Origin of the sequence: Bradyrhizobium sp. 199 (assembly GCF_023073355.1) — a bacterium.
Classification (GTDB): domain Bacteria; phylum Pseudomonadota; class Alphaproteobacteria; order Rhizobiales; family Xanthobacteraceae; genus Bradyrhizobium.
Genome location: NZ_JADPJI010000002.1, coordinates 77,198 through 102,911 on the forward strand (window position 1 = coordinate 77,198; position 25,714 = coordinate 102,911).

The window sequence follows — 25,714 nt, forward strand, 5'->3', positions numbered from 1 at the left end:
ATTTGTCCTGTTGAAACGAAGAGGGATGGATGGCCGGAAAAAAATCCGGCCATCGCACTCCCGCAATTTCAGCTCAAAAAGATCCGGCGCTTCGGTAAGATTTGGACTTACAGGGAGCGCTGGATCGTCTCCACGCGGTAACACTCGATCACGTCACCGGCGCGCATGTCGTGGTAGTTCTCGAAGGCCATGCCGCATTCCTGACCGGACTGGACTTCCTTCACTTCGTCCTTGAAGCGCTTCAGCGTCGACAGCTTGCCTTCGTGCACGACGACGTTGTCGCGGATCAGGCGCACATTGGCACCGCGTTCCACAGTCCCGTCGGTGACGCGGCAGCCGGCGACCTTGCCGACCTTGGAGATGTTGAAGATCTCCAGGATGGCGGCATTGCCCAGCATGGTTTCGCGCAAGGTCGGCGCCAGCAGGCCGCTCATCGCCTTCTTCACGTCGTCCACGAGATCATAGATGATGTTGTAGTAGCGGATCTCGATGCCGTTGCGCTTGGCGGCCGCAGCGGCCTCCTTGTTGGCACGAACCGAGAAGCCGATGATCGCGGCATTGAAGCCTTCGGCCAGCGTCACGTCGGATTCCGAGATGCCGCCGACGCCGGCATGCAGGATGCGGGCTGCGACTTCGTCGGTGCCGAGCTTCTCCAGCGAGCCGAGGATCGCTTCCAGCGAGCCCTGCACGTCGGCCTTGATGATCAGCGGGAATTCCTTGCGGCCCGCGGTCTTCAATTGCGACATCATCTGCTCGAGCGAGCCGCGCATGCCGGAGATCGAGGCAGCCGCGTTCTCGCGCTTCTGGTGAGCACGATAGCTGGTGACCTGGCGGGCGCGAGCTTCGTTCTCGACTACGGCGAGACGATCGCCGGCTTCCGGCGGACCGTTGAAGCCGAGCACTTCGACCGGCACCGACGGACCTGCTTCCTGCACGGTCTCGCCCTGATCCGAGATCAGTGCGCGGACGCGGCCCATCTCGGCGCCGGCGACGATGATGTCGCCAACCCGGAGCGTGCCGCGCTGAACCAGCACGGTCGCGACCGGACCGCGGCCGCGGTCGAGCTTGGCCTCGATCACGGTACCCTCGGCCGGCCGTTCCGAATTGGTCTTGAGGTCAAGGATATCGGCCTGGAGCGCGATCATCTCGAGCAGCTTGTCGAGATTGGTCTTGTTCTTGGCGGACACTTCGACGTCGACGACTTCGCCGCCGAACGATTCGACCTGCACCTCGTGCTGGAGCAGCTCGGTGCGGACGCGCTCGGGCTTGGCGTCGGGCTTGTCGATCTTGTTGATGGCCACGATGATCGGCACCCGCGCCGCCTTGGCGTGGTTGATGGCTTCGATCGTCTGCGGCATGACGCCGTCATCGGCCGCGACCACCAGCACGACGATGTCGGTGACCTTGGCGCCGCGGGCGCGCATCGCGGTGAACGCGGCGTGGCCGGGCGTGTCGATGAAGGTGATCTTCTTGCCGCTCTCGGGCGAGACGACCTGATAGGCGCCGATATGCTGGGTGATGCCACCGGCTTCGCCGGAGACCACGTTGGCGTGACGGAGTGCGTCGAGCAGCGAGGTCTTGCCGTGGTCGACGTGACCCATCACGGTCACCACCGGCGAACGCGGCTCGGTGTCGGTGGAATCGTCGGTGGCGTCGAACAGGCCTTCCTCAACGTCGGACGCGGCAACCCGCTTGACGGTGTGGCCGAGCTCTTCGGCGATCAGCTGGGCAGTGTCGGCGTCGATCACGTCGGTGATCTTGTGCATCGCGCCCTGCTTCATCAGCATGCGGATGACGTCGACCGCGCGCTCGGCCATGCGGTTGGCGAGTTCCTGGATCGTGATCGCTTCCGGAATGACCACCTCGCGGATGAGCTTTTCCTTCGGCTCATTCGAGGCATGGCCCTTCAGGCGCTGGGTGCGGCGGCGGAACGAGGCGATCGAACGCTCGCGCACCTCGTCGGCATTGAGCGCGGTGACGACCGTCAGGCGGCCGCGCTCTTTTTGCGGGCCGGGCTTGTGGGTGGGCTTGGGGGCGATCACGGGACGCGCGGCGCCGCCGGGACCGCGACGGATCTGGCGCGGACCATCGTCCTCGTCGGGTCCGGCCGCGACCGCGGGCGCGCGACCCACCGGTCCGCCGCCCGGCCGCTGCGTGCTGGTCCCAGGGCGTGCTGTCGTCGTTCCCGGGCGTGCCGTCGCGGTTCCAGGCCGCGCGGCGGGCGCGCCGGATCGCGGTGCAGGAGCGGCCGATGCCGCTGCCGCGGAGCGCGGCGCAGATTGCGGCTGCTCGCCTTCGCCAAAACGCTTCTTGGCCTCGGTCTCAGCCTTGCGCTTGGCTTCGTCCTCGTGACGATGGCGCTCTTCCTCGGCCTTGCGGCGGGATTCGGCGGCCTCGCGGTCGGCGCGTTCGGCGGCTTCGCGAACAGCGCGGCGCTGCGCCTCTTCCTCGGCCACGCGGCGCTCTTCGACTTCGCGCACCTTGGCATCGGCCAGCGCGCTGGCGCGGGCGGAACGCTCGTCCTCGGTCAGCGTGCGCAGCACCACGCCGGAGCCGGCGTTGCGCGGCGGAGCCGGGCGTGAGGGAGCAGGTGCAGGCGCGGCGGGGGCCGGCTTTGCAACCACGGTGGGAGCCTGCGGTTCGGGGCTGCCGTCGATGCGGCGCTTGCCGCGCTTCTCGACCACGACCTGCTTGCTGCGGCCATGGCTGAAGCTCTGACGCACAGTGCCCGTTTCGACGCGCGGCTTGAGCGATAGCGTCTTGCTCGGAACGCTCAGCTTCTTGTCGTCAGGGGTCTTGGTATCAACCATTCAGCAGTCCTAATCCTGATCTTTGTTAACGTTGTGCGTTGCCGCACCGTCCTATCGGGTCGTGGTTGTCTCTCAGAAATCCTGGCCGGGCTTTTCGGCAGTCTTGTCAGCGTCCGCCATCCGGTATCGGACCAGCATCTGGCTACGTGACAGGAATGACTTGCTCGCCGGGCCCGCGAGCAGGGCAGCATGTATCACATTTGACCGGGTAAGTGCCAAATCCAATTCTACCGATTTCAGTACGGTAACGACGGGAATCTGCGGCTTGGCGTCGCGATTTCCGTCATTTTGACGCGCCAGCGTGTCCAATTTGCGGATTCCGTCCGCGGCCCCGTCGCTGGCGTGGATCAGGACCTCGACCGTGCCTTCCCGCAGGGCGCTTTCAACCTTGCCGAAACCGGCGACGATCTGGCCCGCCTTGGCCGCGATCCCAAGGACCTCGGTCACGCTCCGGACCAGGAGCGCCTCGATGTCGGCAGGAAACGTCTGGGGAATGCGCAGCTCGCGCTTGAAGGCCTTGCCAAAATGGTGACGCCGCACGGCTTCCGCAACCACCCCGCGCGAGGCGGTGAGCCACATTCCGCGTCCGGGCAGCTTGCGTTTGAGATCTGGAACCACCTCGCCTTGCGGCGAGACGACGAAGCGGATCAGCTCGTCGATCGGCCGGACCTGCCGACTGACCGCGCACATCCGCATGGTCGCGGACCTTTCGGTCCGCGGTCCATTGTCGAGTTCGGGATCAGTATCGGTGAGCATCCGGGCGACATCCTCCTTCGCCCTTAAGCCGGCTGATCTTCGGTCGCCTCAGCCTCTTCAGCTGGCTTGGCGAGATCGGCCTCGGTGATCCAGCCGGCCTTGACGCGGGCCTGCATGATCATCGCTTCGGCGTCGTCACGGGAGATATCGATACCATCGAGCGCGCCCGGGAATTTGGTCTGCTCGCCGCCTTCCTTGCGTTCGGTCCAGCCGACCAGATCGTCGGTGGCGCAGCCCGCGAGGTCGTCGACGGTCTTGATGTCGTTTTCGCCGAATTTGACCAGCATCTTGGAGGTGACGCCGGGCACGTCCTTGACGGCGTCCTCGACACCGAGCTCCTTGCGCCTGGCCTCGATTTCCGCTTCCTGCTGCTCGAGATGCTCCCGGGCGCGGTTCTGGAGTTCCTGCGCGGTCTCCTCGTCAAAACCCTCGATGCTGGCGAGTTCCTTGAGGTCTACCATGGCGAGTTCCTCGACCGTGGTGAAGCCTTCGGACGCCAGCAGCTGGCCGACCACTTCGTCGACGTTGAGCGCTTCCATGAAGACCCGAGTGGAGTTCTCGAAGTCGGCCTGGCGGCGCTCCGATTCCTCCTGCTCGGTCAGGATGTCGATGTCCCAGCCGGTGAGCTGCGAGGCCAGACGCACGTTCTGGCCGCGGCGGCCGATCGCCAGCGAGAGCTGGTTGTTGGTATCGGGCACGACGACCTCGATGCGCTCGCGGTCTTCGTCGATGACGACCTTGGACACTTCGGCCGGCGCCAGTGCGTTGACCACGAAGGTCGCGATGTCGGGCGACCAGGGGATGATGTCGATCTTCTCGCCCTGCAATTCGTTCACCACGGCCTGCACGCGCGAGCCGCGCATGCCGACGCAAGCGCCGACCGGATCGACCGAGGAATCGCGGGAAATCACGCCGATTTTCGCGCGCGAGCCCGGATCGCGGGCGACCGCCTTGATCTCGACGATGCCGTCATAGATTTCCGGCACTTCCTGCGCGAACAGTTTCGCCATGAACTGCGGATGGGTGCGGGAGAGGAAGATCTGCGGACCGCGGGTCTCGCGGCGGACGTCGAAGATGTAGGCGCGGACACGGTCGCCGTTGCGGAACACTTCGCGCGGCAGCATCTCGTCGCGGCGGATGATGGCTTCACCGCGGCCGAGATCGACGATCACGCTGCCATATTCGACGCGCTTGACGACGCCGTTGACGATGTCGCCGATGCGGTCCTTGAATTCCTGATATTGCCGGTCGCGCTCGGCCTCGCGCACCTTCTGCACGATGACCTGCTTGGCCGACTGCGCGGCGATACGGCCATATTCCAGCGGCGGCAGGGTGTCGGCGATGGTGTCGCCGACCTGGGCGCCCGGATTGGCGCGCTGCGCATCGACCAGCGAGATCTGGTTGGAATGATTTTCGACTGTCTCGACCACCAGCATGTGGCGCGACAGCCGCAGCTCGCCCTTCTTCGGGTCGATCTCTGCGTGGACATCAGTCTCGCTGCCGTAACGTGCGCGCGCGGCCTTGGCGATGGCATCCTCCATCGCCGCGATGACGATGCCGCGGTCGATCGATTTCTCGCGCGCAACGGCATCGGCGATCTGGAGCAATTCAAGTCGATTGGCGCTGACTGCCATGGCTAGTCTCCTTCGTCAGGTTCGATCTCGCCCCGTCGCGCGCGTTCGGCGGCCAGGCGATGTTTCTTCGTATTCGTCGGGGCCGGCTTCTTCGTCGGCCTGGTGTTCTTGGTGGTCTTTTCGCTGATCTTGGCATGCGGCGCCTGCGGCGGCTCGATGCCGAGATCGCGGCGCATCTTGCGCTCCTCGGCTTTGCCGCGGCGCATCGATTCCGCAATCAGCTCGTCGGTCAGCACCAGCCGGGCCTCGCCGATGTCCTCCATCGTCAGGAGCACATCGCGATCACCGTCTCCCTTAACGTCGTCGCGATGCAGATGCACGCGATCGCCTTCGACCGGACCGAGGATGCCGCGGAACCGCTTGCGCCCCTCATGGGCGACCGCCATCTCGATCTTCACGAGATATCCGGAATAACGCTCGAAATCGGAACGGCGGACCAGCGGCCGGTCGATCCCCGGCGAGGAGATTTCCAGCCGATAGGCGCGATCGACGGGGTCGGCGACATCGAGCACGGGCGAGAGCGCCCGCGAGATCGCCTCGCAATCTTCGAGCTGCATCGAGCCATCCGGCCGCTCGGCCATGATCTGCACGGTGCAGCCGGACTCTCCGGAAATGCGGATCCGCACCAGGCGATAGCCCATCCCTTCGAGCACCGGCGCGGCGACCGCGGACACCCGTGCCGCCACGCCCGGCTCGACCACGAGCCGCGGCTCGGCCAGCAATTCGGCATCGGTCGGACCAGGGTTCGGTTCGGTCATATCAGGGGTCAAGGCGCTCGTCGGATAAGGCTTGGGTTAAGGCTTGGTTAAGATTTCAGAGCCCGGATCGGAACTCTCCCGAGACGCGTCGGGCCGCATCTTCCGCCAAGCCGCGTTCAGGTAACAAAAAAGAGCGGGTCCTTGCGGGCCCACTCTCACTACGCGGATCGTATGAGAAGATGAATTGGCGCTGATATAGCGCTTTCTGTCTCCCCGGACAAGGCCCATCGCGGGTCAAACGAGGCTTTTTGCGCCCCGATTGCGGCCTCCCGAGCCTAACGCTTCTTTCACCTAGGGAGGCTAAATTCCCTGATTGTGGGGCGGCTTGGACCAAGGGCGCACCCGCGGCGTGCCCTGATCGAGTTGTTTTCATGACCGTTGCCACGGCGCTCATTCCCGGACTGGACGATATCGTCAAACGCGGCGATCCGCGCCGGCGCGGCGAGATCGCGCGCGCCATCTCCGAACTGTTCTTCCAGGATTCGGCCAATCTTCGTCCCGAGCTCATCAATCTTTTCGACAATCTCCTGATCGATCTCGTGCCGCATGCCGAGCTCGCCTCGCGCGTTGACCTGGCCGAGCGCTTCTCGCACCTGAACAACGCGCCGCCGCACCTGGTCAATCAACTCGCGCGCGAAAACGAGATCATGGTGGCGGCGCCCGTGCTGCGCCGCTCGCCCGTGCTCGATGATTCCGCTCTGGTCGAGATCGCGCGGCTGAAGGGCCAGGGCCATCTTCTGGCGATGACGGAGCGGCCCGCATTGTCGGCTGAGATCACCGACGTGCTGGTCGAGCGCGGCGATCGCGACGTGGTGCGCCGCGCCGCGGGCAATGCCGGTGCGGTGTTCTCTCCGAGCAGCTATTCCGAGATGATCAAGCGCGCGGCGCAGGACGGTGTTCTGACACTCAAGATCGGTCAGCGCCGCGACCTTTCGGGCGATCACCTGAAGGAGCTTCTCGACGGCACCCTCGACGTCATCCGCCGGCGCCTCTCCAGCGTGGTCAACCCCGCGCGTCAGGTCGAGATCAAACGCGCGATGGCGGCGATCGAGGAGGCCGCGCTGCCGCCGGGGCCGCGGCGCGATTTCTCAGGGGCGCAGCGCACGGTGCTCGCCTTGCATCGCGGCGGCCATCTCGGCGAGAGCGCGCTGCTGGGCTTTGCCAAGGCGCACAAGTACGAAGAATCGATCGCTTCGCTCTCGGCGATGTCCGGCGTCCGTCTCTCGGTTCTGGACCGCCTGATCGCGGGCGACCGCTACGATCCGATCCTCATTGTCGGTCGCGTGCTGAATCTGGGCTGGCCCACGGTACGCGCGCTCATTCTGCTCTGGTACGGTCCGCAGCGTACGCCGACCGAGGCCGACATCGAGGCCGCGCGCGTGAACTTCACGCGCCTGATGCCGACCACCGCCGAGCGCGTCGTGAACTTCTGGCGCAACCGGCAGACGGTTTGAATTCCGCTGCTGGTCATTTCCGCCTGAATCGCAAGTAAGCTGCCTTGCGCCCCTCGCGCGCGGCCTTTCGGCCGTAGCGCGTCATCGTGTAGCCCGCCCATGGCTGCCTGAAGTCATCCGCGCGTTCGGCAAGCCAGACGAAATCCTGCGAACGCGCAAGGTGCGACAGCGTCCAGGCGCAGTAATCGTCGATGTCGCAGACGAAGCGGAATTCGCCGCCGCCCTTCAGCACGCGCGCCATCGCGGCGATCGTCCGGTCCTGGACAAACCGCCGTTTCCAGTGCCGCCGTTTCGGCCAGGGATCGGGATGGATCAGATCGATCCGGGATAGCGATGCCCTCGGCAGCCACGCCAGCAGTTCGGCGGCATCGCCGGCAAACAGGCGGATGTTGCCGATGTTAGTGGCCTCGATCTGCGCGAGGACCTTCGCCATGCCGTTGACATAGGGCTCGCAGCCGATGAAGCCCGTTGTGGCGAAGTTCTGTGCCTCGGCTGCGAGATGCTCGCCGCCGCCGAAGCCGATCTCGAGCCGCACATCTTCGGCTGCGGGGGCAAAGATCTCGCGGGCATCCGCCGGCGTTTCACCCTCGATATCGAGCGCAAGATGCGGCAGCAGATGATCGACCAGCTCGGCCTGGTGCTGCCTGAGCTTGTGGCCCTTGCGGCGCCCGAAGAAGGCGCGCTCGCTGTCCTCGCGATCCGGGTCTGATTTGCGCTCGCTCATCGCAGCGTCTGATACAGGCGATGGAGCAGCCGCGCGCGTGGCGCGAGCGATGAGATATAGAGCTGCTCATAATGGGTGTGCGCGCCCTTGCCGTCGACGCCGAGACCGTCGAGCGTTGCGGTGTGCGCGGCGGTGAAATTGCCGTCCGAGCCGCCCCCGGTATGGGTGTCGATCAGCTTGAATCCGATCTCTGCAGCCACCATCTTCGCGTGCTCGTAGAGCGAAGCGCCTGCGTTGCTCTTCTCGTAAGGCGGTCGGTTGAGCTCGCCCGTGACCTTGACGGTGACCCCGTCGGTCTTCGACGTCAGCGCGAGAATCTTGCCCACGAACTCGTCCGCGTCCTTGAGGCTCAGCACGCGCAGATCGACTTCAGCATAGGCCTCTTCCGGCGTGACGTTGGCGCGCGTGCCGCCGCGCACCACACCGACATTGACGGTGACGCCGCGCTCGAGGTCGTTCATCCCTTCCAGTGCCAGAATGACGTTGGCGAGCTCGCGGACGGCGCTACGGCCGTCTTCGGGCCGGGTGCCGGCATGCGCCGGCACGCCCTTGACGAACACGCGGAAGCGTCCGACGCCCTTGCGTCCGGTGACGATCTTGCCGCCGTCACGCGCCGGCTCCGTCACCAGCACGTATTTGGCCTTGCGCCCTTCGATCTCGATGAGTGCGCGCGAGGTGGGGCTGCCGATCTCCTCGTCGGAGGTGAATACATGCGTGATGCCGAGCGGCGAGCGGTCAGCGGTCGCGCACAGCGCGCGAAAGGCGTGATGGGCGATGTAGGCACCGCCCTTCATGTCGTAGATGCCGGGACCGAACGCGACGTCGCCTTCGACCTTGAACGGCAGGCGCTCGATGAACCCGAGGGGATGAACGGTATCGAGGTGGCTCAGCACCAGGATGCCCGGCAGATCCTGGCCCCAATTCGACCGCGCGATGAGATGATCGCCGCAGCCATCGACGCCGGCGATGCGCTCGAGCGTGACGGGCAGATCGCGATATTGGTCCGCGACCATCGAGATCAGCTTGTTGACCTGTTCAGGCGCTTCCGTCGGCGTCTCGACCTCCACCCAGCGGCGGATGCCATCGAGAATAGTTTGGGAATCGAACCAATTAGAGCTGGCCATGGACGCATCCGTGCCTTTGAATCGCATCATCGAAGCGGACGCGCGTCAAAGCGCGGCCACAGATGACGACATAGGCCAGATTTGACGCGGTCTCAAATCGCCATTGAGAGGGCAGGTCAGCGCTTGTCGGGACCTTCGCGAGCAGCAATCTGCTCGACGAGATCGACGATCGAGCGGCGCATCTTCGAGTCGGTGATTCGCGTGAACGCCTTGGTCAAGGCAAGTCCTTCGGAGGTCGCGAGAAAGTCGGACACGTAAGAGGGCGAGGCGCCTTCGGCAAAGCCATTCGGACCCGCCACACCGCTCGGACCGCCTTCGAACAGGAACGACACCGGTACCTGGAGAATCTCGGCGATCTGCTGGATCCGGCTCGCGCCGACCCGGTTGGTGCCCTTCTCGTACTTCTGTATCTGCTGGAAGGTCAGGCCCAAAGCTTCACCAAGCTTCTCCTGGCTCATGCCCAACATGATGCGGCGCATACGCACGCGACTGCCGACATATCTGTCAACAGGGTTGGGCGCTTTCGACATTTACTCAGCCCTCCAAACACCACCCTCAGCGCAATCTTCAGGAATGCCTCAGGTGCAAGCACCGTTAAAATCAAACCCTGTTATTGGAAAACATTGCGGAGAAATTTAGCAATGTACCACTGTCTTTTGCAGCCGGTGCAGAATGGGGAGCCCGCGTGCAGTCTGTCAACCGTGGGACTACGGTTGTCAAAAGCTTCCGGCCCCGGGTGGCGAAGCTCCGATCAGGACTGCCGTTTGGCAACGCGTCGGCGAAGCGCCAGGATCACGGCCAGAGCGACGAGCATGGCTGCGGGCGCATCGCCCACCCGCGCATAGACGGTCGGCGGGATCGCGGCGGGCAGGTTTGCATCCAAAATGCCTTCGATTCCGAGGCCGAGGCTGGCGATGGTGCGGCCCACCGGATCGATCACTGCGGAGACGCCGGTGTTGGCGGAGCGAACCAGCGGCAATCCGAGTTCGATCGCACGCATCCGCGACTGCTCCAGATGCTGATAGGGGCCGGTGGAGATGCCGAACCAACCATCATTGGTGAGATTCACGATCCAGCCAGGACGTTCGTCGCGTTCGGCCACTTCGCCGGGAAAGATCGCCTCGTAACAGATCAGCGGTAGCGCGGGCGGTGCACCGGGTACCGGCAGCGCATGCCGCACCGTGCCGGGAATGAAGCCGCCGCGCACACGCGTCAGTTGCTCGAAACCGAGCTTCTCCATCCAGGACTGGTAGGGAAGAAATTCGCCGAACGGCACCAAATGCAACTTGTCGTACACTGCGAGCACGCTGCCGTCGTGATCGATCACGTAGATCGAATTATAGGCACGCGTGATCGGCGTGCCCCGCGGTAGGTCGGGCGCGCGGACCGACCCCGTAATCAGCACCGTGCCCTTCGGCAGAAGGTCGGCAATCTGAGCCATCGCGTCAGCTTCGCGGGTCAGGAAGAACGGAAAGGCGGATTCCGGCCAGATCAGGATGGTGGCATCGCGCACGCCGGTCGATTGCGGGCCGGAGGCGCGGTCCGACAGTGCCAGGTATTTCTTCATCACCTCCGCCTTGGCGGCGTAGTTGAACTTGGCGTCCTGCTGCAGGTTCGGTTGCATCAGGCGCAGCTTGGCGCCTGATGCCATCGTGGTCGGATGCAGCGACAGGCGGATCGCGCCGAAGATGCCCATGACGATCAAGAGTGCGATTGCCGCCGCCGGCACACGCCACGGCGGGCGGCGATCAGGCGTGCGGTCGATCAGTGTCGCGGGGCTCGCGAAGATCGCAACCGTCAGGAACGTCATGCCCCACAGGCCGATCAGCGAGGCCGTCTGCGCTAGCGGCAGCGGCTCGGAGAGCGCATAGCCGAACGCGTTCCAGGGAAAGCCGGTCAGCGCGTGACCGCGCGCCCATTCGCTGAGGGTGAGGCTTGCCGCGAGCGCAAGCACGCGCGTGGCGTTCTTGGTCCAGAGCAGGCGCGCCAGCGCAAAGCCAGCCGCCGTGAAGATGGATAGATAGGCCGGCAGGCCGAGCACCGCGAACGGCGTCAGCCAGGCGAACACATCGGCATCGACGAAGAAGGCATAGCCGATCCAGTAGAGGCCGGGCACGAAATAGCCGAGACCGAACCAGTAGCCGGTCAGTGCCGCGGCCGGGACGCCGCCATATCGTCCCGCGCCGGTGCCGTCGATCAGCCAGACCAGCACCGGGAAGGTGATGAACAGCACCGGAAAGAGGTTGAACGGCGCCAGTGCCAGCACCGACAGTGCTCCGGCCCCCATGGCGATGACGGCGCGCTTCCATCCCCAGGTGAGGATGATGGCAAGAGCAATCTGCCGAAGGCGCTGGAACGGACTCACTGTTGGCCGGTCCCGTCGTTTGGCGGCGGGGTGGGCGTGTCGCTAGCCGGCGGCTGGCCGCTGTCCGGCGCGGTCTCGCGGCGCCGGCTCTCGCGCTGGGTGCGCGGGGCGGGACGCTCTTTGCGGGTCGAAATGCGCAGCCGCTTGACGCGGCGCGGATCGGCATCGAGCACCTCGACCTCGTAATTGCCGGGCCCCGAGATCACCTCCCCGCGCACCGGCAGACGCCCGACGAAGCTGACGAGATAGCCGCCCAGCGTCTCCACCTCCTCGCCGGCTTCACCGGTGACGAAATCCTCACCGATCACCGAGCGGACGTCGTCGAGGCTGGCGCGAGCGTCGGCGATGAAGGCGTTGTCGGGCAGGCGCACGATCGAGGGCGGTTCGTCGCTGTCGTGCTCGTCGTCGATTTCGCCGACGATCTGCTCGACGATGTCCTCGATTGAAACCAGCCCGTCGCTGCCGCCATATTCGTCGACCACCAGCGCCAGATGGATGCGCGTGGCCTGCATCTGCGCGAGCAGGTCGATCGCCCGCATCGAGGGCGGCACGTAGAGCAGCTTGCGGATGATGCGCGCATCCTCGAGCGGCAGCGCGAGGTCGACCGCCCGGAGGTCGAGCCCGGCCGGCAGCGGCTTCTTGCGCTTGGTCTTGGTGGTTTCCGACACGCGAGCACGCGCGGTCATGAAGGCGAGCAGGTCGCGGATGTGGACGATGCCGACGGGATCGTCGAGCGTCTCGTTATACACCACGAGGCGCGAATGGCCTGCGCTCTCGAAGCGGTCCATCAATTCGCCGAGAGGGATGTCGCGCTTCACCGCGATGATGTCGGCGCGATGCACCATGACGTCGGCGATGCGGCGCTCGTGCAGTCCGAGGATGTTGCGCAGCATAGTGCGCTCGACCGCGGAGAAGCCGGAATCGCCAGGCGTCGTCGCATCGAGCACGACCTGGAGGTCGTCGCGCACCGATCCCGGCTTCCAGCCGAACAGCGTGCGGATGGCGCGCAACAGCCAGCCATCGGCGGTCGGTCGCATCACCTCGCCTTGGGTCACCACGGCGGGAAGATTGGCCGTGTGGCGCGGGTTGTCCTGAATTGGGTCGGAATCCGGCATCTCAGTGCGTCCCTGCGCGCTCTGCATAGGGATCGGGAATTCCAAGCTGAGCCAGGATCTGCGTCTCCAGCGCTTCCATCTCCTCGGCGTCGCCTTCGTTCTCGTGGTCGTAACCGATCAGGTGCAGGAATCCGTGCACGGCGAGATGGCTCAAATGATGCTCGAACGGCTTTTGCTCCTCGTCCGCTTCGCGCCGCATGGTCTCGTAGGCGATCGCGACATCGCCGAGCATGCGCGGCGCATCGCCGGGCTTCCACTCGCCCTCCGGCTGGAGCGCGGGAAACGACAGCACGTTGGTCGGCTTGTCGATGCCGCGCCAGTTGTTGTTGAGGGTGCGGATGCCGGCATCATCGGTCAGCATCACGGCCACTTCCGCGCCGGCAACGTCCTCGTCGACACTCTCGGCGGCGGCCGCAATCGCGCGTTGGATTACGGCTTCGGAGTCGGGCTCGCGTTGCCAGCAATCGGCGACGACGAGGACCTCGGTCATGGGAAGGTTGGGATGGGACATTGTGTTGTCTGGGACGAAAAGGGCCCGTATTCGCGCCCTCTGGGGTCCGACTGTTGCCTCGTCAGGATTTGCCGGCGGCCGGCCGCTGCGGCGAACCTTCGTAGGCGGCGACGATCCGCGCCACGAGTTCGTGGCGGATCACGTCCTCGGCTTTGAAATGAACTTGCGCAATGCCCTCGACGCCGCCCAGGAGGCGCGTCGCTTCGGCCAGGCCCGAGGTCTGGCCGTTCGGCAGGTCGATCTGCGAGGGATCGCCGGTTACGATCATGCGGCTGTTCTCGCCGAGGCGTGTCAGGAACATCTTCATCTGCATCGACGTGGTGTTCTGCGCCTCGTCCAGGATGATGGCGGCGTTGGTGAGGGTGCGGCCGCGCATGAAAGCCAGCGGCGCGATCTCGATTTCGCCGGTCTGAAGCGCGCGCTCGACGATGCGGGCGTCCATGAGGTCGTAGAGCGCGTCATAGATCGGGCGAAGATAAGGATCGACCTTCTCGCGGAGATCGCCGGGCAAAAAGCCGAGCCGCTCGCCGGCTTCCACCGCCGGACGCGACAGGATGATCTTGTCGACCTCCTTGCGCTCGAACAGCTGCGCGGCATGCGCAACCGCGAGCCAGGTCTTGCCGGTGCCGGCGGGGCCGATGCCGAACACCAGCTCGTGGCGCTTCAGCGCGCGGATGTAGGAGTCCTGCGCGGCGGTGCGTGCCCGCACCGGCCGCTTGCGCAAATTGATGCTGTCGAAGTTGGATTTGGACGATTTGGCGTCGAACTCGAACAGCGAGCCTTGGGCAATGACGGCCCGGATGGCGCCTTCGACCTCGCCCTGGTCGAGATCCTGCCCCTTCACGGCCTGCCCGTAGAGCATCTCCAGCACGCGGCGTGCGGCGTCGCAGCCGTCGCGCGAGCCGCCGATCGTGATGTGATTGCCCTTGGAATCGACGACGACGCCGAGCCGCCGCTCGATCAGCGCGAGATGCTGGCCGTAAGGGCCGACCAGCGCCGAAGCGGCGCGATTGTCGTCGAAGTCGATGACGACCTGGGTCTCGGGCGGAACTTGCATGTCGCGGTCAAATTTGCGGCTGGGAGCGATAGAAGACGAATCCGATGCGCTTTTGGGCAAGGGTTCAGGCTCCACTGGCTTGCGATAAAGCGGGCTCGCGCGCATTGCGCGGCATCACGAGCTCGCCGAGGAAACTGTAGCGCTCGAGGCTGTCGATCCTGACCGGCAGAATCTGTCCGATGATATCGGGCGAAGCCATCACATGAGCGGGCTGGAGGAATGCGGTGCGGCCGACGATCTGGCCGTCCTTGCGCGCCGGACGTTCGAACAGCACATCGATCGTTGAGCCAATCGCAGCCTTGTTGAAGGCCGATTGCTGGCTGTCGATCAGTTCCTGGAGCCGCTCCAATCGCTGGTCCATCTCGGCGGGGGACACCGTCTCCTGCATGTCCGCGGCCGGCGTTCCCGGCCGGGCGGAGTATTTGAACGAATAAGCTGCAGCGTAGCCGATTTGCGTGACAAGCGCGAGGGTGGCGAGAAAATCTTGCTCGCTTTCCCCGGGGAAGCCGACGATAAAATCTGATGAAAAAGCAATATCTTGGCGCGCCGTGCGGAAACGGTCGATGACCCGCCGATAATCATCGGCGTTATGTTTCCGGTTCATGGCCGCCAGAATGCGGTCCGAGCCCGACTGCACCGGCAGGTGTACGAACGGCATCACGGCACCGAGATCGCGATGGGCTGCAATCAGGCTGTCATCGACGTCGCGTGGATGGCTGGTCGAATAGCGCAGCCGCGCAATGCCGGGAACCGTCGCCAGATGCTCGAGCAGCCTGCCGAGCGGCCAGGCTTTCCCATCGGGTCCCTCGCCATGATAGGCGTTGACGTTCTGCCCGATCAGCGTGAGCTCGCGCACGCCGTTGTCGGCAAGCCGCTTCACGTCGTCGACGATCTTCGCGACGGGACGCGAGACTTCCGAGCCGCGCGTGTAGGGCACGACACAGAAGGTGCAGAACTTGTCGCAACCTTCCTGCACCGTGACGAAGGCGGAAATGCCGCGCGCGCGGATCGCGGCGGGCTTGGGCTGGGCCAGGAAGCCGAACTTGTCCTGAGCCGGAAACTCGGTCTCGATCGCCCGGCCTTCGTCGCCGGCGCGCTTCAACAGCTCCGGCAGATGATGATAGCTCTGCGGTCCCACCACGACGTCCACCACGGGCGCACGGCGCACGATTTCCGCCCCCTCGGCCTGCGCCACGCAGCCCGCAACCGCGATCTGCATGGTACGGCCTCCGCGTGCAGCCTCGTCCTTGGCGACGCGCAGGCGGCCCAGCTCGGAATAGACCTTTTCCGAGGCCTTCTCGCGGATATGGCAGGTGTTGAGGATGACGAGGTCGGCTTCCTCGGCACTGGTCGTCTCCACGAATCCTTCCGGAGCCAGCGTGTCCACCATGCGCTGAGCATCGTAGACGTTCATCTGGCAGCCATATGATTTGATGTGCAGCTTGCGCGGCGGCGTCATGGAACCCGAAATGGCGGTGGGAGGACCGCCCTCAGATATAGGTTGGAGGGCCGAAAATCCAGCGATGAGAGGGTTTTAGGGCATCATTCCCGGGCGCTTGCACGCCGAAGCCGGAATCCAGAGGTTTTAGCGCGAGATTCCGGGTTCGATGCTGGCGTACGCCCCGGAACGGTTGTGGAGATGCCAACTTAGTCCGCCAGTACAGCCGCATCCGCCCGGCGGATGAGATCCGGTAATTGGCGCATGTCGTCGAAAGTCAGGCCGGCGCCTGCCCGGAGCAGGGTATCGGCATGGCCCGTGCCGCAGTGACTGCCGCCATGGAAACCAAGCACCGGCATGCCCGCGGCCCGCGCGCCGGCGATCCCGGCGACGCTGTCCTCGATGACGAGACATCGCGCAGGCTCGGTCTGCATCCTCTTGGCTGCGAATAGAAACAGATCCGGCGCCGGTTTTCCGTTTGGTACCTGTACGGCGGAAAAAATGTTGGGTGCAAACCTGTCGTACAAGCCAACACGATTTAGGCTGGCGCTGATCTTTTCCGGCGGCCCGCTGGATGCGACACAGGTTGGCACAGCGATCTGGGTCAGCGCCTCGCCAATATAGGGCGTGGCTTCCAGCGAAGTCGCAAATGCTTGGAATATCTCGGCGTACACTTGCGAGTGAAAATCATCTGGTAGACTGCGGCCCAATTCCGCTTCAACCTCGCGCGTTGCCTGGCGCATTGATCGCCCGAGAAAGCGTTCGAGCACCTGCTCCGATGTGATTGGATAGCCGTGCTGGGACAGCACATCCGCATGCGCGCGACAGGAGATCACCTCGCTGTCCACGAGCACGCCGTCGCAATCGAAGATGATGAGATCGATGGGCACTAAGGCATGATCCGGAAAAGTGTGGAGCGGTTTTCCGACGAGATCATGCCCAACTAGGACGTCGGCTTGTCGTCGTCGAGCGGGACGCAATAGAGCTCAAGCCGGTGGTCGACCAGCTTGTAGCCGAGCCTTCGGGCGATCTCAGCCTGAAGCTTCTCGATCTCCTCGGAGGTGAACTCGATCACCTTGCCGTCGCGAAGGTTAATGAGATGATCGTGATGGCTATCGCGCATCTGCTCGTAGCGCGCGCGGCCCTCGCGGAAATCATGGCGCTCGATGATGCCGGCGTCCTCGAACAGCTTGACGGTGCGATACACGGTCGAGATCGAGATCTTGTCGTCGACGGCGACGCAGCGCCGGTACAATTCCTCGACATCCGGGTGATCGATCGCCTCCGCGAGCACGCGGGCGATGACACGGCGCTGCTCGGTCATGCGCATGCCCGTGGCGGCACAGCGCGCCTCGATGCCGGACGCCTTGGATGCGGAAGAAGGTTTTAGTGCGGTCATCGTTTGTCTGCCTGGCGGGGCGCTTTCTGCCACCGATGTTACGACAAGTCACGTCGCATCAGAAGGGCGCTCAAATGTTCCCCGTCCGGCTGCTTATAGTAGCGTTCGCGGCGCCCCACCACCATGAATCCGGCTCGATCGTAGAGCCGCCGCGCCGGCTGGTTATTTTCCTCGACTTCGAGAAATATTGTGCGCACGCCGCGCCCCGCGAGATGACCGAGATGGGTCATCAGCAGCGTGCGGGAGAGGCCGCGGCCGCGATGGGCTTGGCCGACCGCGATCGAGAGGATTTCCGCTTCGTCCGCGCCGATCCGCGACACCGCAAAGCCGATCGTCCTGCGGCCGAGACGCAAGCGATGCACCAGCGTGTTGCGCTCGCTGAGCATGCTCTCGAATTCGCCCTCGCCCCAGCCGCGCGCGAAGGAGGCGCCGTGAAGCTGCGCCAGCTGCGAGGCGTCACGCGCGGATGCGGGCTCGACGGCCGCGCTGCCGCCGCGCCACCATTCCGACAGCCATCTCATCATGAGGTTGCGGCTTGTGCTGCAAATGGCGCCTGCGCCGGCGGCTTGGCGTCGGGCGCCTTCAAATAGAACGGCCGTGCCGGCGTGGTGTCGGGATTGGCGGCAGCGCCGAGCCATGCGACCCAGCTGATCTCAGGCGCGGGCTGCGCGTCGACCGCGACCGGCTGCGGAATATTTTTCGGCCAGCGCTCGGCGAGGATCCCTGCGGCATTGCCGACCAAATGCGGCGCGCCGAATTGCGAGGCCGCGATGGCCTCCTCGATGCTGGCGACCTTCGGTCGCACCAACTGGCTGCCGTCGCCGGCGACGATCTGGAAGTAGACGTGATCGTGCCGCGCGTCGATCGCCGAGATCACGGGGGCCGATTTGCTCTGGCCGACGATGGAGGCGGCATAGGCCGACAAGGTGGTGAGGCCGATCGCCGGCCGCTCGGCCGCGAGCGCAAGGCCGCGGGCCGCCGAAATGCCGACGCGCAGGCCGGTGAAACTTCCGGGGCCGACGGTGACTGCGATGCGGTCGAGCGAGGGGAAGGCGAGATTGGCCGATTGCATGACGCGCGCGATCATCGGCATCAACGCCTCGGCGTGGCCCCGCTTCATGAGCAGCTGCTCCTGCGCGCGGAGCTCGCCGGCGTCGGTGTCCAGCACGGCGACGGAGCAGGCGTCGAGCGCAGTATCGATGGCGAGGATCAGCATGGAATTGCGAATGGCGAGCGGCGAATGGGAAGCAGTCTAGCGAACCAAGCGTCTATCTGCCATTCGTCTCGCACGATTTGCTGGCCTCCAAAATGCCGCCCTACGGCAACCGTCATTCCGGGATGGTGCGTTAGCACCAGACCCGGAATCTCGAGATTCCGGGTTCGGTCCTACGGACCGCCCCGGAATGACGACTTCGTCGTCACATCGGCCGGACTTCGACTACATCGGGCACGAAATGCTTCAACAGGTTCTGGATGCCGTGCTGGAGCGTCGCGGTCGATGACGGGCAGCCGGCGCAGGAGCCCTTCATGTTGAGATAGACGATTCCGTCCTTGAAGCCGCGGAAGGTGATGTCGCCGCCGTCGTTGGCGACCGCGGGCCGCACCCGGGTCTCGATCAGATCCTTGATCATGTCGACCGTTTCGGCATCGGCCTCGTCGAAGAACTCGTCTTCGTCGTCGAGATCGGCATCATCCTGAGCCGCGCCGTCGGCGAGCAGCGGTGCGCCGGACATGTAGTGCTCCATGATCGCACCGAGGATCGCGGGCTTGAGCTGCTGCCATTCACCGTTCGCCTTGGTCACGGTGATGAAGTCCGATCCGTAGAACACGCTGGTGACGCCGGGCACCTCGAACAGCTTTTCGGCGAGCGGGGAACGGCCTGCGGCTTCGCGGCTCGCAAATTCCATCGGGTTGCCATCGACCACGACGCGGCCGGGAATGAACTTTAGCGTGGCGGGATTGGGGGTGGCTTCGGTTTGAATGAACATGGTTTTCTCCAGACGTCGCCGGTTCAAGGCCGGCGCGTGCCCTATCCACTAGCAGATGGCGACGGCGAACGCACGATCAAGGGGCAGGCCGGGCGTTCCGCTGTTATATCAGCGGGTTAGGTGTATCCTTAACCCTCCTTGGAGGGCCGGGGAGGGGGAGGGCAAAAGGCACCGCTGCTAGGACAGCGAATCCACGCTTGCGTCGCTGAGTGCGCCGGAAATGATGGTCACCGGGATCGGGAACGTCCCCACCGCATGCGCGAGCAGCGCGACCAGGGGGCCCGGTCCTTCCGCGCCGGGGTTGGCGGCGAGCACCAGCATGGCGATGTCGGGGTCCTCGTCGATCACGGCGAGCAATTGCTCCATCGGCGCACCCTCGCGGATCACCCGCTCCGGCGTAATCGCGGCGATGCCGTTGGCGCGGCCGGCGGCGCGGCCGAGCGCGGCCTCCGCTGCCTCCTCCGCCTCCGCGCGCATGATGTCGGCGACCCCGAGCCATTCCTGGCTCTGCTGATTGGGCTCGATGATACGCAGCATCACCACGCCGCCGCCGGCGCGAATCGCCCAGCGGCTGGCGTAGTAGACCGCGCGATCCCATTCGGCGGTGTCATCGACGATGACGAGGCATTTGGGCTTGTGACCCGGCTCGAAGCAAAGTCGTTTGCTGGTCATGCATGTCCCGGAATGTGCAGGGACGGCATGCTGCCACACTCCCGCAGCGTTGGGGAGAGGAGATGCGGCCGGCGCGCCGGCGCCGACCGTCTCTAGCGCCGGTAGATGAAGCCGACGATATCCTTGGAGAGCTTCATCGTCTCCTCGGCGATGGCGCGGGCCCGGTCCGATCCATCGTTGAGGATCGCATCGATATGGCCGGGGTCGGCGACGAGGCGCTTCATCTCGCCCGCGATCGGCGCGAGCTTGGTGACGCACAGCTCCGCCAGCGCGTTCTTGAAACTGGAGAACTGGCCGCCGCCGAATTCCCTGAGCACGTCGGCCTTGGCACGGCCCGAGAGCGCGGCGAAGATGCCGACGAGATTGTCGGCTTCCGGGCGGGCTTCCAGCCCCTTCTCCTCCGACGGCAGCGGTTCCGGATCGGTCTTCGCCTTGCGGATCTTCTGCGCGATGGTGTCGGCGTCGTCAGTCAGATTGATGCGTGAATTGTCCGACGCGTCGGACTTCGACATTTTCTTGGTGCCGTCGCGCAAGCTCATCACCCGCGTCGCCGGACCCGTGATCAGGGGTTCCGGCAGCGGGAAGAACAGGCCGTCATTGGCGCCCTGGGCGCGAATGGAATCGGCAAAATCGTTGTTGAACTTCTGCGCGATGTCGCGCGAGAGTTCGAGATGCTGCTTCTGGTCCTCGCCCACCGGCACGTGGGTGGCCCGGTACAGCAGGATGTCGGCCGCCATCAGCACAGGATAGTCGAACAGGCCGACGGAGGCGTTCTCGCGGTCCTTGCCGGCCTTCTCCTTGAACTGGGTCATGCGGCCGAGCCAGCCCATGCGCGCGACGCAATTGAAGATCCAGGCGAGCTCGGCATGCCCCGAGACCTGGCTCTGGTTGAACACGATGTGCTTGTTGGGATCGATGCCGGCTGCGATGAACGCCGCGGTGACTTCGCGGGTGTTGCGCGTGAGCTCGGCCGGGCCGCCCCAGACGTCGATGCCTTGCGTGATCGCGTGCATGTCGACGACGCAATAGATGCAGTTGTGCGTTTCCTGCATCTTCACGAAGTTGACGATCGCGCCGAGGTAATTGCCGAGATGCAGATTGCCCGTCGGCTGGACGCCCGAAAAAACCCGATCAACGAATGGCATGGTCAGCTTTCCCATAGGTATTCGGCCGTCGTTTCCAACAGCGGCGCTGCCCCGTCAAGGGTATTTCCACCTTTCCCGATGGGAGAGGCTTAGAGCCATGGCGCACACACGCTAATGAGCGGGCCGTTTCAAGGCGTTGACCGCCTCACGCCAGGAGGCAGCGCCGAGGATTTGCAGGAGCAGGCCGTAGACGGCGATTCCGGCCGCAATCTGCACGCCCAGCACGACGAACTTGACGAGGCCATGGGTCTCGGCAGGCACGAGGCCCATCGTGAGCCAGAGCAGGGCGCCCATGGCGGCTGCGGCGAGAACGATCCGCGGCAGCCGCTTGCGGGCGGTGGCATCGACCGAGAAGCCGAACGCGGCCGTGCCATTGCGGAGCAGCGAGATCGCACTGCTCCAGGCGCCGGCCGCGATGCTCGCGGCGATCCCGCTCGCGCCGAAAAAATGGCCGAGCAGAATCGCGAGCGCGATCGCAACCACGAAGCCTTTGGCCGTGGCACGTAGCGGCGTCATCGTGTCGCTGCGGGCATAGAAGGCCGGCGACAGCGCCTTGATCAGGACGTGGGCGGGCAGGCCAAGCGCCAGCCACATCAGCGCGTGCGCGGTTGCCGCGCTGTCATCCTCGGCGAACGCGCCATGCTCGAACAACAGCCGCACGATCGGCTCGGCCAGCACCATCAGGCCGAGCGTGGCGGGCAGCGCCAGCCCGGTCGCAAGCTCCAGCGCCCGCGATTCCGCATGCGCCACTGCCTCGCGGTCGGAGCTGGCGACGGCGCGCGTCAGCTCCGGCATCAGCACGGTGCCCATGGCGACGCCGACGATGCCGAGCGGCAGCTCGATCAGCCTGTTGGCGAAATAGAGCCAGGACACCGCGGAGGGTGTCGCGGACGCGATGATCGCACCGGCCACCATCAGCCATTGCGGGCCGGAGCTTGCGATCATGCCGGGAATGGCCTTGGCGAAGAAGCCGCGCATCTCCTTGTCGAAACTCACGTGCAGCGGAGTGGCGAGGCGCGCGCTCCGCTGCGACAGCAACATCAGGAGTTGCAGCAGGCCGGCAAGGCCAACGGTCGCCGCCAGCATCCAAGCCGCGAAAGCCGCATCGGTGTGCCAGAGCAGGAGCACGGCGACTGCGACGATCAAGGCGATGTTGAACAGCAGTGGCGAGAACGCCGTGAGGGCAAAGCGTCCTTGCGCGTTCAGCAGGCCCATCAGCACGGTGACGGGCCCGGCGAAGGCGAGATAAGGCAGCATCAGCCGCGCATTCTGAACCGCGAGATCGAGCCTGCCGCTGCCGAGGAATCCCGGCGCGATGATTGTGATGATCAGCGGCATCAACAATGCGATCAGGATCGAGATCGCGGCCAGCGCGGCGCTGACCGTGCCGAGCACGCGTCCTGCGAACGCCGCCGCGGCCGCCGTGCCATCGCGGTCCCTGACGCGCAGCCATGCCGGAATCAGCGCCGCGTTCAGCGCCCCCTCGCTGAGCAGCCGGCGCACCACATTGACGAGCTGGAACGCCGCCAGAAACGCGTCCGCCACGGCGCCGGTGCCGAGCAGCGCCGCGATCAGGGAATCGCGGGCAAAGCCCAGCAGCCGCGAGGCCAGCGTTCCCGTCGAGACGGTCAGGAAGGAGCGGATCATCGGGTGTTATACCATAGCGTTTTCAAGCGAAGTGGCCCCGGTTCGCGTGAAGAAAACGCGCCGACCGACGCCTCTCGTTGCTTGCCCGCGCAGGTCCGGTCGTGATAGGCCGCGAGCCAGATTTCAGGCTGACAGGAAGCGGATTTCCGCTGGGATCGCAATCCGCCAAACAGGATCAAGGTGAATGGCTGACGTGAAATATGACGTTCTCGGCATCGGCAACGCGCTGTTCGACGTGCTGGTCAGGACCGACGAGGCCTTTTTGGCCAAGCATGGCATGACCAAGGGCAGCATGTCCCTGATCGACGAGGCGCGGGCGGCGGCCATTTACAAGGATATGGGGCCGGCCACGGAAGTCTCGGGCGGCTCGGCCGCCAACACCATCGTCGGCATCGGCAGCTTGGGGGCACGCGCCGCCTATGTCGGCAAGGTCAAGGACGACCAGATCGGCAAGCTCTACGTCCACGATATCCGTGCCGCCGGCGTCGCCTTCAACACGCCCGCCGCGACGGACGGTCCCGCCACGGGTTGCTCCTACATCCTGGTTACGGATGACGGCGAGCGCACCATGAACACCTATCTAGGCGCGGCGCAGGATCTGTCGCCCGCCGACATCGATCCGGCCGAGATCGCCAGCGCCGGCATCGTCTATCTCGAAGGTTATCTTTGGGATCCCAAGAACGCCAAGGACGCCTTCGTCAAGGCGGCCAAGATCGCCCATGATGCCAAGCGCAAGGTGGCGCTGACATTGTCGGATTCCTTCTGTGTCGACCGCTATCGCGACGAGTTCCTGTCCCTGATGCGCAACGGCACCGTCGACATCGTGTTCGCCAACGAATCCGAGCTGCGCTCGCTCTACATGACCTCGGACTTCGACACCGCGCTGAAGCAGCTGCGCAACGACGTCAATCTCGGAATCGTCACCCGCAGTGAGAAGGGCTGCATGGTGGTGTCGTCGGAGGACGCGGTGGCAGCGCCGGCCTTCCCGGTCAACAAGGTGGTCGACACCACCGGCGCCGGCGATCTCTTCGCCGCAGGCTGCCTGTATGGCCTGGCGCGCAATCTCGCGTACAAGCAGTGCGGCGAGCTCGGGGCGCTCGCGGCCGCCGAAGTGATTCAGCACATCGGCGCGCGGCCGGTGGCGTCGTTGAAGGAGCTGGCGCAGCAGCGCGGGTTGACCGTCTAGGCCCCCGCTTTCTCCTCGTCATTGCGAGGAGCGCAGCGACGAAGCAATCCAGAATCTCTCCGCAGAGACAGGCTGGATTGCTTCGCTAAGCTCGCAATGACGATGTGGATGCAGGCTCGCGCCACACACTCAGCCACTCACGCCGTCTTCGCCGCTTTCAGCCCCAGCCGCTGCTCCACGGCATCGCGCATCAGGAACTTCTGGATCTTTCCCGTCACCGTCATCGGGAATTCCTCGACGAACTCGACGTAGCGCGGGATCTTGTTGTGGGCGATCTGGCCCTCGCAGAAGGCGCGGACCTCCTCCGCGGTCAATGTCTCGCCCGATCTGACGCGAACCCAGGCGCAGAGCTCCTCGCCGTAGCGGCTATCGGCAACCCCGAAGATCTGCACGTCCTGGATCTTGGGGTGACGATAGAGAAACTCCTCGATCTCGCGCGGATAGAGATTTTCGCCGCCGCGGATCACCAGGTCCTTGATACGGCCGACGATGTTGCAATAGCCCTCATCGTCGATGACGGCGAGGTCGCCGGTGTGCATCCAGCCGTTGGCATCGACCACGTCGGCGGTCTTCTCGCTCTCCTCCCAATAGCCCAGCATGACGCTGTAGCCTCGGGTGCACAGCTCGCCCCGTTCGCCGCGCTTGGCGATCCTGCCCTCGAGGTCGACGACCTTGACCTCGACATGCGGATGGATCCGCCCGACCGTGGAGACGCGCCGCTCCAGCGGATCGTCCGTCGCGCTCTGGAAGCTGACCGGGCTGGTCTCGGTCATCCCATAGGCGATGGTGACCTCGCGCATGTTCATCTCGGTATTGACGCGCTTCATCACCTCGATCGGGCAGGGCGCGCCGGCCATGATGCCGGTGCGCAGTGATTTCAAATTGAAATTCTTGAATTCGGGATGATCGAGCTCGGCAATGAACATGGTCGGCACGCCGTAAAGCGCCGTGCATTTCTCCTGTTCGATCGTGCGCAGCGTCGTGAGCGGATCAAAACCCTCGCCGGGATACACCATGGTCGTGCCAAGTGTGACCGATGCGAGATTCCCCATCACCATGCCGAAGCAATGGTAGAGCGGCACCGGAATGCAGATGCGATCCTGCTCGGTCAGGCGCATCGCGCGGCCGGTGAAATAGCCGTTGTTGAGGATGTTGTGATGCGTCAGCGTCACGCCCTTGGGCGATCCCGTGGTGCCGCTGGTGAACTGGATGTTGACGGGGTCGTCGAATTGCAGCGCGGCGTCGAGCGCTGAGAGTTGCTCGTTATGTTCCGCTCGGACTATGCGGGCGACTTCTTCGAACGGGATCGTGCCTGATGCTGCCGGGCCGCCGATCTGGATCACGATACGCAAGGCGGGCAGCCGCGCGGCCTGCAACTGTCCCGACCTGGCGCTTGCGAGCTCGGGCAGCAGCGTGTTGAGCATATCCATGTAGTTGCTGGTCTTGAAGGCCGTCGCGGTGACGATCGCTGCGCAGCCGACCTTCTTCAACGCAAATTCCAGCTCGCTGAGCCGATAGGCAGGATTGATCGTCACCAGGATCAGGCCGGCCTTGGCGGCGGCGAACTGGGTCAGCGTCCATTCCGGCCGGTTCAGCGACCAGATGCCGATCCGCTCGCCGCGTTCGAGCCCGAGCGCGAGAAAGCCGGCGGCGAGCGCATCGACCCGCTCGGCGAATTCACGCCATGTCCATCTCACGCCATGGCTGGGCGAGATGAGGGCTTCGCGGTCGCCCCAACGCTGTGCGGCTCGGTCGAGGCTGCGGCCGATGGTGTCGCCGAGCAGCGGCGCGTCGGAGATGCCGCAAACGTAGCTATCAACCTTCTCTGCCAACTCGATGTCCTTTCGTCAAAGACAGTCGGCGCGGTCGCCTTCGGTCATCATGCCCGGACTTGTCCCGCCTGCGCGGCCGAAGCCGCTTCGGCGAGGCGA

23 protein-coding genes are annotated in these 25,714 nt (G+C 64.8%); 2 read left to right on the forward strand and 21 right to left on the reverse strand.

The window, feature by feature from the left end; genetic code table 11:
- Nucleotides 1-107: 107 nt before the first annotated feature.
- The 4 genes from infB to rimP all read right to left on the reverse strand — a co-directional run bounded on the left by infB (nucleotide 108) and on the right by rimP (nucleotide 5,958).
- Entirely contained in the window at nucleotides 108-2,810 is a 2,703-nt protein-coding gene (gene infB, locus IVB28_RS00375) for a translation initiation factor IF-2 (protein WP_247524090.1), read from the reverse strand.
- A gap of 72 nt (nucleotides 2,811-2,882) precedes the next feature.
- Complete coding sequence (locus IVB28_RS00380) at nucleotides 2,883-3,566, reverse strand: RNA-binding protein (protein ID WP_247524091.1); 684 nt, start codon at nucleotides 3,564-3,566, stop codon at nucleotides 2,883-2,885.
- 23 nt (nucleotides 3,567-3,589) lie between these two features.
- Entirely contained in the window at nucleotides 3,590-5,200 is a 1,611-nt protein-coding gene (nusA, locus tag IVB28_RS00385) for a transcription termination factor NusA (protein ID WP_247524092.1), read from the reverse strand.
- A 2-nt stretch (nucleotides 5,201-5,202) separates the two neighbouring features.
- Complete coding sequence (gene rimP, locus IVB28_RS00390; protein ID WP_247524093.1) at nucleotides 5,203-5,958, reverse strand: ribosome maturation factor RimP; 756 nt, start codon at nucleotides 5,956-5,958, stop codon at nucleotides 5,203-5,205.
- A 371-nt stretch (nucleotides 5,959-6,329) separates the two neighbouring features.
- Here rimP and IVB28_RS00395 point away from each other — a divergent pair, with 371 nt between their 5' ends.
- Nucleotides 6,330-7,412, forward strand: coding sequence for a DUF2336 domain-containing protein (locus IVB28_RS00395; protein ID WP_247524094.1), 1,083 nt, complete (start codon nucleotides 6,330-6,332; stop codon nucleotides 7,410-7,412).
- A gap of 13 nt (nucleotides 7,413-7,425) precedes the next feature.
- On the opposite strand, the gene trmB is transcribed toward IVB28_RS00395, so the two are convergent.
- From trmB to murJ, 16 genes are all read right to left on the reverse strand, one after another.
- Complete coding sequence (gene trmB, locus IVB28_RS00400) at nucleotides 7,426-8,136, reverse strand: tRNA (guanosine(46)-N7)-methyltransferase TrmB (protein WP_247524095.1); 711 nt, start codon at nucleotides 8,134-8,136, stop codon at nucleotides 7,426-7,428.
- Nucleotides 8,133-9,290: a M20 family metallopeptidase gene (locus IVB28_RS00405; RefSeq protein ID WP_247524096.1), complete on the reverse strand. Its 1,158-nt coding sequence runs from the start codon at nucleotides 9,288-9,290 to the stop codon at nucleotides 8,133-8,135. Before IVB28_RS00405 ends, trmB begins: the two co-directional genes overlap by 4 nt.
- Nucleotides 9,291-9,376: 86 nt before the next feature.
- The gene (locus tag IVB28_RS00410) at nucleotides 9,377-9,790 is read right to left on the reverse strand and encodes a helix-turn-helix transcriptional regulator (protein WP_247524097.1); all 414 of its coding nucleotides are present in this window, start codon (nucleotides 9,788-9,790) and stop codon (nucleotides 9,377-9,379) included.
- A gap of 221 nt (nucleotides 9,791-10,011) precedes the next feature.
- Nucleotides 10,012-11,625 carry an apolipoprotein N-acyltransferase gene (lnt, locus tag IVB28_RS00415; RefSeq protein ID WP_247524098.1) on the reverse strand — a complete coding sequence of 538 codons (1,614 nt, stop codon included), beginning with the start codon at nucleotides 11,623-11,625 and terminating at the stop codon, nucleotides 10,012-10,014.
- The gene (locus tag IVB28_RS00420) at nucleotides 11,622-12,740 is read right to left on the reverse strand and encodes a hemolysin family protein (RefSeq protein WP_247524099.1); all 1,119 of its coding nucleotides are present in this window, start codon (nucleotides 12,738-12,740) and stop codon (nucleotides 11,622-11,624) included. The genes lnt and IVB28_RS00420 overlap by 4 nt, the downstream gene beginning before the upstream one ends.
- 1 nt (nucleotide 12,741) lies before the next feature.
- Nucleotides 12,742-13,251 carry an rRNA maturation RNase YbeY gene (gene ybeY / locus IVB28_RS00425; protein ID WP_247524100.1) on the reverse strand — a complete coding sequence of 170 codons (510 nt, stop codon included), beginning with the start codon at nucleotides 13,249-13,251 and terminating at the stop codon, nucleotides 12,742-12,744.
- Between the two features lie 61 nt (nucleotides 13,252-13,312).
- The gene (locus IVB28_RS00430) at nucleotides 13,313-14,308 is read right to left on the reverse strand and encodes a PhoH family protein (RefSeq protein ID WP_247524101.1); all 996 of its coding nucleotides are present in this window, start codon (nucleotides 14,306-14,308) and stop codon (nucleotides 13,313-13,315) included.
- A 64-nt stretch (nucleotides 14,309-14,372) separates the two neighbouring features.
- Complete coding sequence (gene miaB / locus IVB28_RS00435; protein WP_247524102.1) at nucleotides 14,373-15,767, reverse strand: tRNA (N6-isopentenyl adenosine(37)-C2)-methylthiotransferase MiaB; 1,395 nt, start codon at nucleotides 15,765-15,767, stop codon at nucleotides 14,373-14,375.
- 188 nt (nucleotides 15,768-15,955) lie between these two features.
- Complete coding sequence (locus IVB28_RS00440) at nucleotides 15,956-16,636, reverse strand: HAD family hydrolase (RefSeq protein ID WP_247524103.1); 681 nt, start codon at nucleotides 16,634-16,636, stop codon at nucleotides 15,956-15,958.
- A 53-nt stretch (nucleotides 16,637-16,689) separates the two neighbouring features.
- Nucleotides 16,690-17,145 (reverse strand): Fur family transcriptional regulator, encoded by a 456-nt coding sequence (locus IVB28_RS00445; protein WP_247524104.1) that lies wholly within the window; start codon nucleotides 17,143-17,145, stop codon nucleotides 16,690-16,692.
- Nucleotides 17,146-17,183: 38 nt separating this feature from the next.
- Nucleotides 17,184-17,669: a ribosomal protein S18-alanine N-acetyltransferase gene (gene rimI, locus IVB28_RS00450; protein WP_247524105.1), complete on the reverse strand. Its 486-nt coding sequence runs from the start codon at nucleotides 17,667-17,669 to the stop codon at nucleotides 17,184-17,186.
- Nucleotides 17,666-18,361 (reverse strand): tRNA (adenosine(37)-N6)-threonylcarbamoyltransferase complex dimerization subunit type 1 TsaB, encoded by a 696-nt coding sequence (gene tsaB / locus IVB28_RS00455; protein WP_247524106.1) that lies wholly within the window; start codon nucleotides 18,359-18,361, stop codon nucleotides 17,666-17,668. The genes rimI and tsaB overlap by 4 nt, the downstream gene beginning before the upstream one ends.
- Before the next feature lie 202 nt (nucleotides 18,362-18,563).
- The gene (locus IVB28_RS00460) at nucleotides 18,564-19,133 is read right to left on the reverse strand and encodes a NifU family protein (RefSeq protein ID WP_247524107.1); all 570 of its coding nucleotides are present in this window, start codon (nucleotides 19,131-19,133) and stop codon (nucleotides 18,564-18,566) included.
- 177 nt (nucleotides 19,134-19,310) lie between these two features.
- On the reverse strand, nucleotides 19,311-19,805 hold the full coding sequence (locus IVB28_RS00465; RefSeq protein ID WP_247524108.1) for a universal stress protein: 495 nt from the start codon (nucleotides 19,803-19,805) through the stop codon (nucleotides 19,311-19,313).
- 92 nt (nucleotides 19,806-19,897) lie between these two features.
- The gene (gene trpS / locus IVB28_RS00470; RefSeq protein WP_247524109.1) at nucleotides 19,898-20,950 is read right to left on the reverse strand and encodes a tryptophan--tRNA ligase; all 1,053 of its coding nucleotides are present in this window, start codon (nucleotides 20,948-20,950) and stop codon (nucleotides 19,898-19,900) included.
- Nucleotides 20,951-21,061: 111 nt separating this feature from the next.
- Nucleotides 21,062-22,597, reverse strand: a complete 1,536-nt coding sequence (gene murJ / locus IVB28_RS00475) for a murein biosynthesis integral membrane protein MurJ (RefSeq protein ID WP_247524110.1) — start codon at nucleotides 22,595-22,597, stop codon at nucleotides 21,062-21,064.
- Between the two features lie 184 nt (nucleotides 22,598-22,781).
- Here murJ and IVB28_RS00480 point away from each other — a divergent pair, with 184 nt between their 5' ends.
- On the forward strand, nucleotides 22,782-23,783 hold the full coding sequence (locus IVB28_RS00480) for an adenosine kinase (RefSeq protein ID WP_247524111.1): 1,002 nt from the start codon (nucleotides 22,782-22,784) through the stop codon (nucleotides 23,781-23,783).
- A gap of 137 nt (nucleotides 23,784-23,920) precedes the next feature.
- Here IVB28_RS00480 and IVB28_RS00485 read toward each other — a convergent pair whose 3' ends face one another.
- Nucleotides 23,921-25,615 carry an AMP-binding protein gene (locus IVB28_RS00485; RefSeq protein ID WP_247524112.1) on the reverse strand — a complete coding sequence of 565 codons (1,695 nt, stop codon included), beginning with the start codon at nucleotides 25,613-25,615 and terminating at the stop codon, nucleotides 23,921-23,923.
- Nucleotides 25,616-25,714: the final 99 nt, after the last annotated feature.

Excerpts from the sequence above, each read along its gene's own strand:
- infB (WP_247524090.1), bottom strand. The coding sequence starts at position 2,810 with ATGGTTGATACCAAGACCCCTGACGACAAGAAGCTGAGCGTTCCGAGC.
- IVB28_RS00380 (WP_247524091.1), bottom strand. The coding sequence starts at position 3,566 with ATGCTCACCGATACTGATCCCGAACTCGACAATGGACCGCGGACCGAA.
- nusA (WP_247524092.1), bottom strand. The coding sequence starts at position 5,200 with ATGGCAGTCAGCGCCAATCGACTTGAATTGCTCCAGATCGCCGATGCC.
- rimP (WP_247524093.1), bottom strand. The coding sequence starts at position 5,958 with ATGACCGAACCGAACCCTGGTCCGACCGATGCCGAATTGCTGGCCGAG.
- IVB28_RS00395 (WP_247524094.1), top strand. The coding sequence starts at position 6,330 with ATGACCGTTGCCACGGCGCTCATTCCCGGACTGGACGATATCGTCAAA.
- trmB (WP_247524095.1), bottom strand. The coding sequence starts at position 8,136 with ATGAGCGAGCGCAAATCAGACCCGGATCGCGAGGACAGCGAGCGCGCC.
- IVB28_RS00405 (WP_247524096.1), bottom strand. The coding sequence starts at position 9,290 with ATGATGCGATTCAAAGGCACGGATGCGTCCATGGCCAGCTCTAATTGG.
- IVB28_RS00410 (WP_247524097.1), bottom strand. The coding sequence starts at position 9,790 with ATGTCGAAAGCGCCCAACCCTGTTGACAGATATGTCGGCAGTCGCGTG.
- IVB28_RS00420 (WP_247524099.1), bottom strand. The coding sequence starts at position 12,740 with ATGCCGGATTCCGACCCAATTCAGGACAACCCGCGCCACACGGCCAAT.
- ybeY (WP_247524100.1), bottom strand. The coding sequence starts at position 13,251 with ATGTCCCATCCCAACCTTCCCATGACCGAGGTCCTCGTCGTCGCCGAT.
- IVB28_RS00430 (WP_247524101.1), bottom strand. The coding sequence starts at position 14,308 with ATGCAAGTTCCGCCCGAGACCCAGGTCGTCATCGACTTCGACGACAAT.
- miaB (WP_247524102.1), bottom strand. The coding sequence starts at position 15,767 with ATGACGCCGCCGCGCAAGCTGCACATCAAATCATATGGCTGCCAGATG.
- IVB28_RS00445 (WP_247524104.1), bottom strand. The coding sequence starts at position 17,145 with ATGACCGCACTAAAACCTTCTTCCGCATCCAAGGCGTCCGGCATCGAG.
- rimI (WP_247524105.1), bottom strand. The coding sequence starts at position 17,669 with ATGATGAGATGGCTGTCGGAATGGTGGCGCGGCGGCAGCGCGGCCGTC.
- tsaB (WP_247524106.1), bottom strand. The coding sequence starts at position 18,361 with ATGCTGATCCTCGCCATCGATACTGCGCTCGACGCCTGCTCCGTCGCC.
- IVB28_RS00460 (WP_247524107.1), bottom strand. The coding sequence starts at position 19,133 with ATGTTCATTCAAACCGAAGCCACCCCCAATCCCGCCACGCTAAAGTTC.
- IVB28_RS00465 (WP_247524108.1), bottom strand. The coding sequence starts at position 19,805 with ATGACCAGCAAACGACTTTGCTTCGAGCCGGGTCACAAGCCCAAATGC.
- trpS (WP_247524109.1), bottom strand. The coding sequence starts at position 20,950 with ATGCCATTCGTTGATCGGGTTTTTTCGGGCGTCCAGCCGACGGGCAAT.
- murJ (WP_247524110.1), bottom strand. The coding sequence starts at position 22,597 with ATGATCCGCTCCTTCCTGACCGTCTCGACGGGAACGCTGGCCTCGCGG.
- IVB28_RS00480 (WP_247524111.1), top strand. The coding sequence starts at position 22,782 with ATGGCTGACGTGAAATATGACGTTCTCGGCATCGGCAACGCGCTGTTC.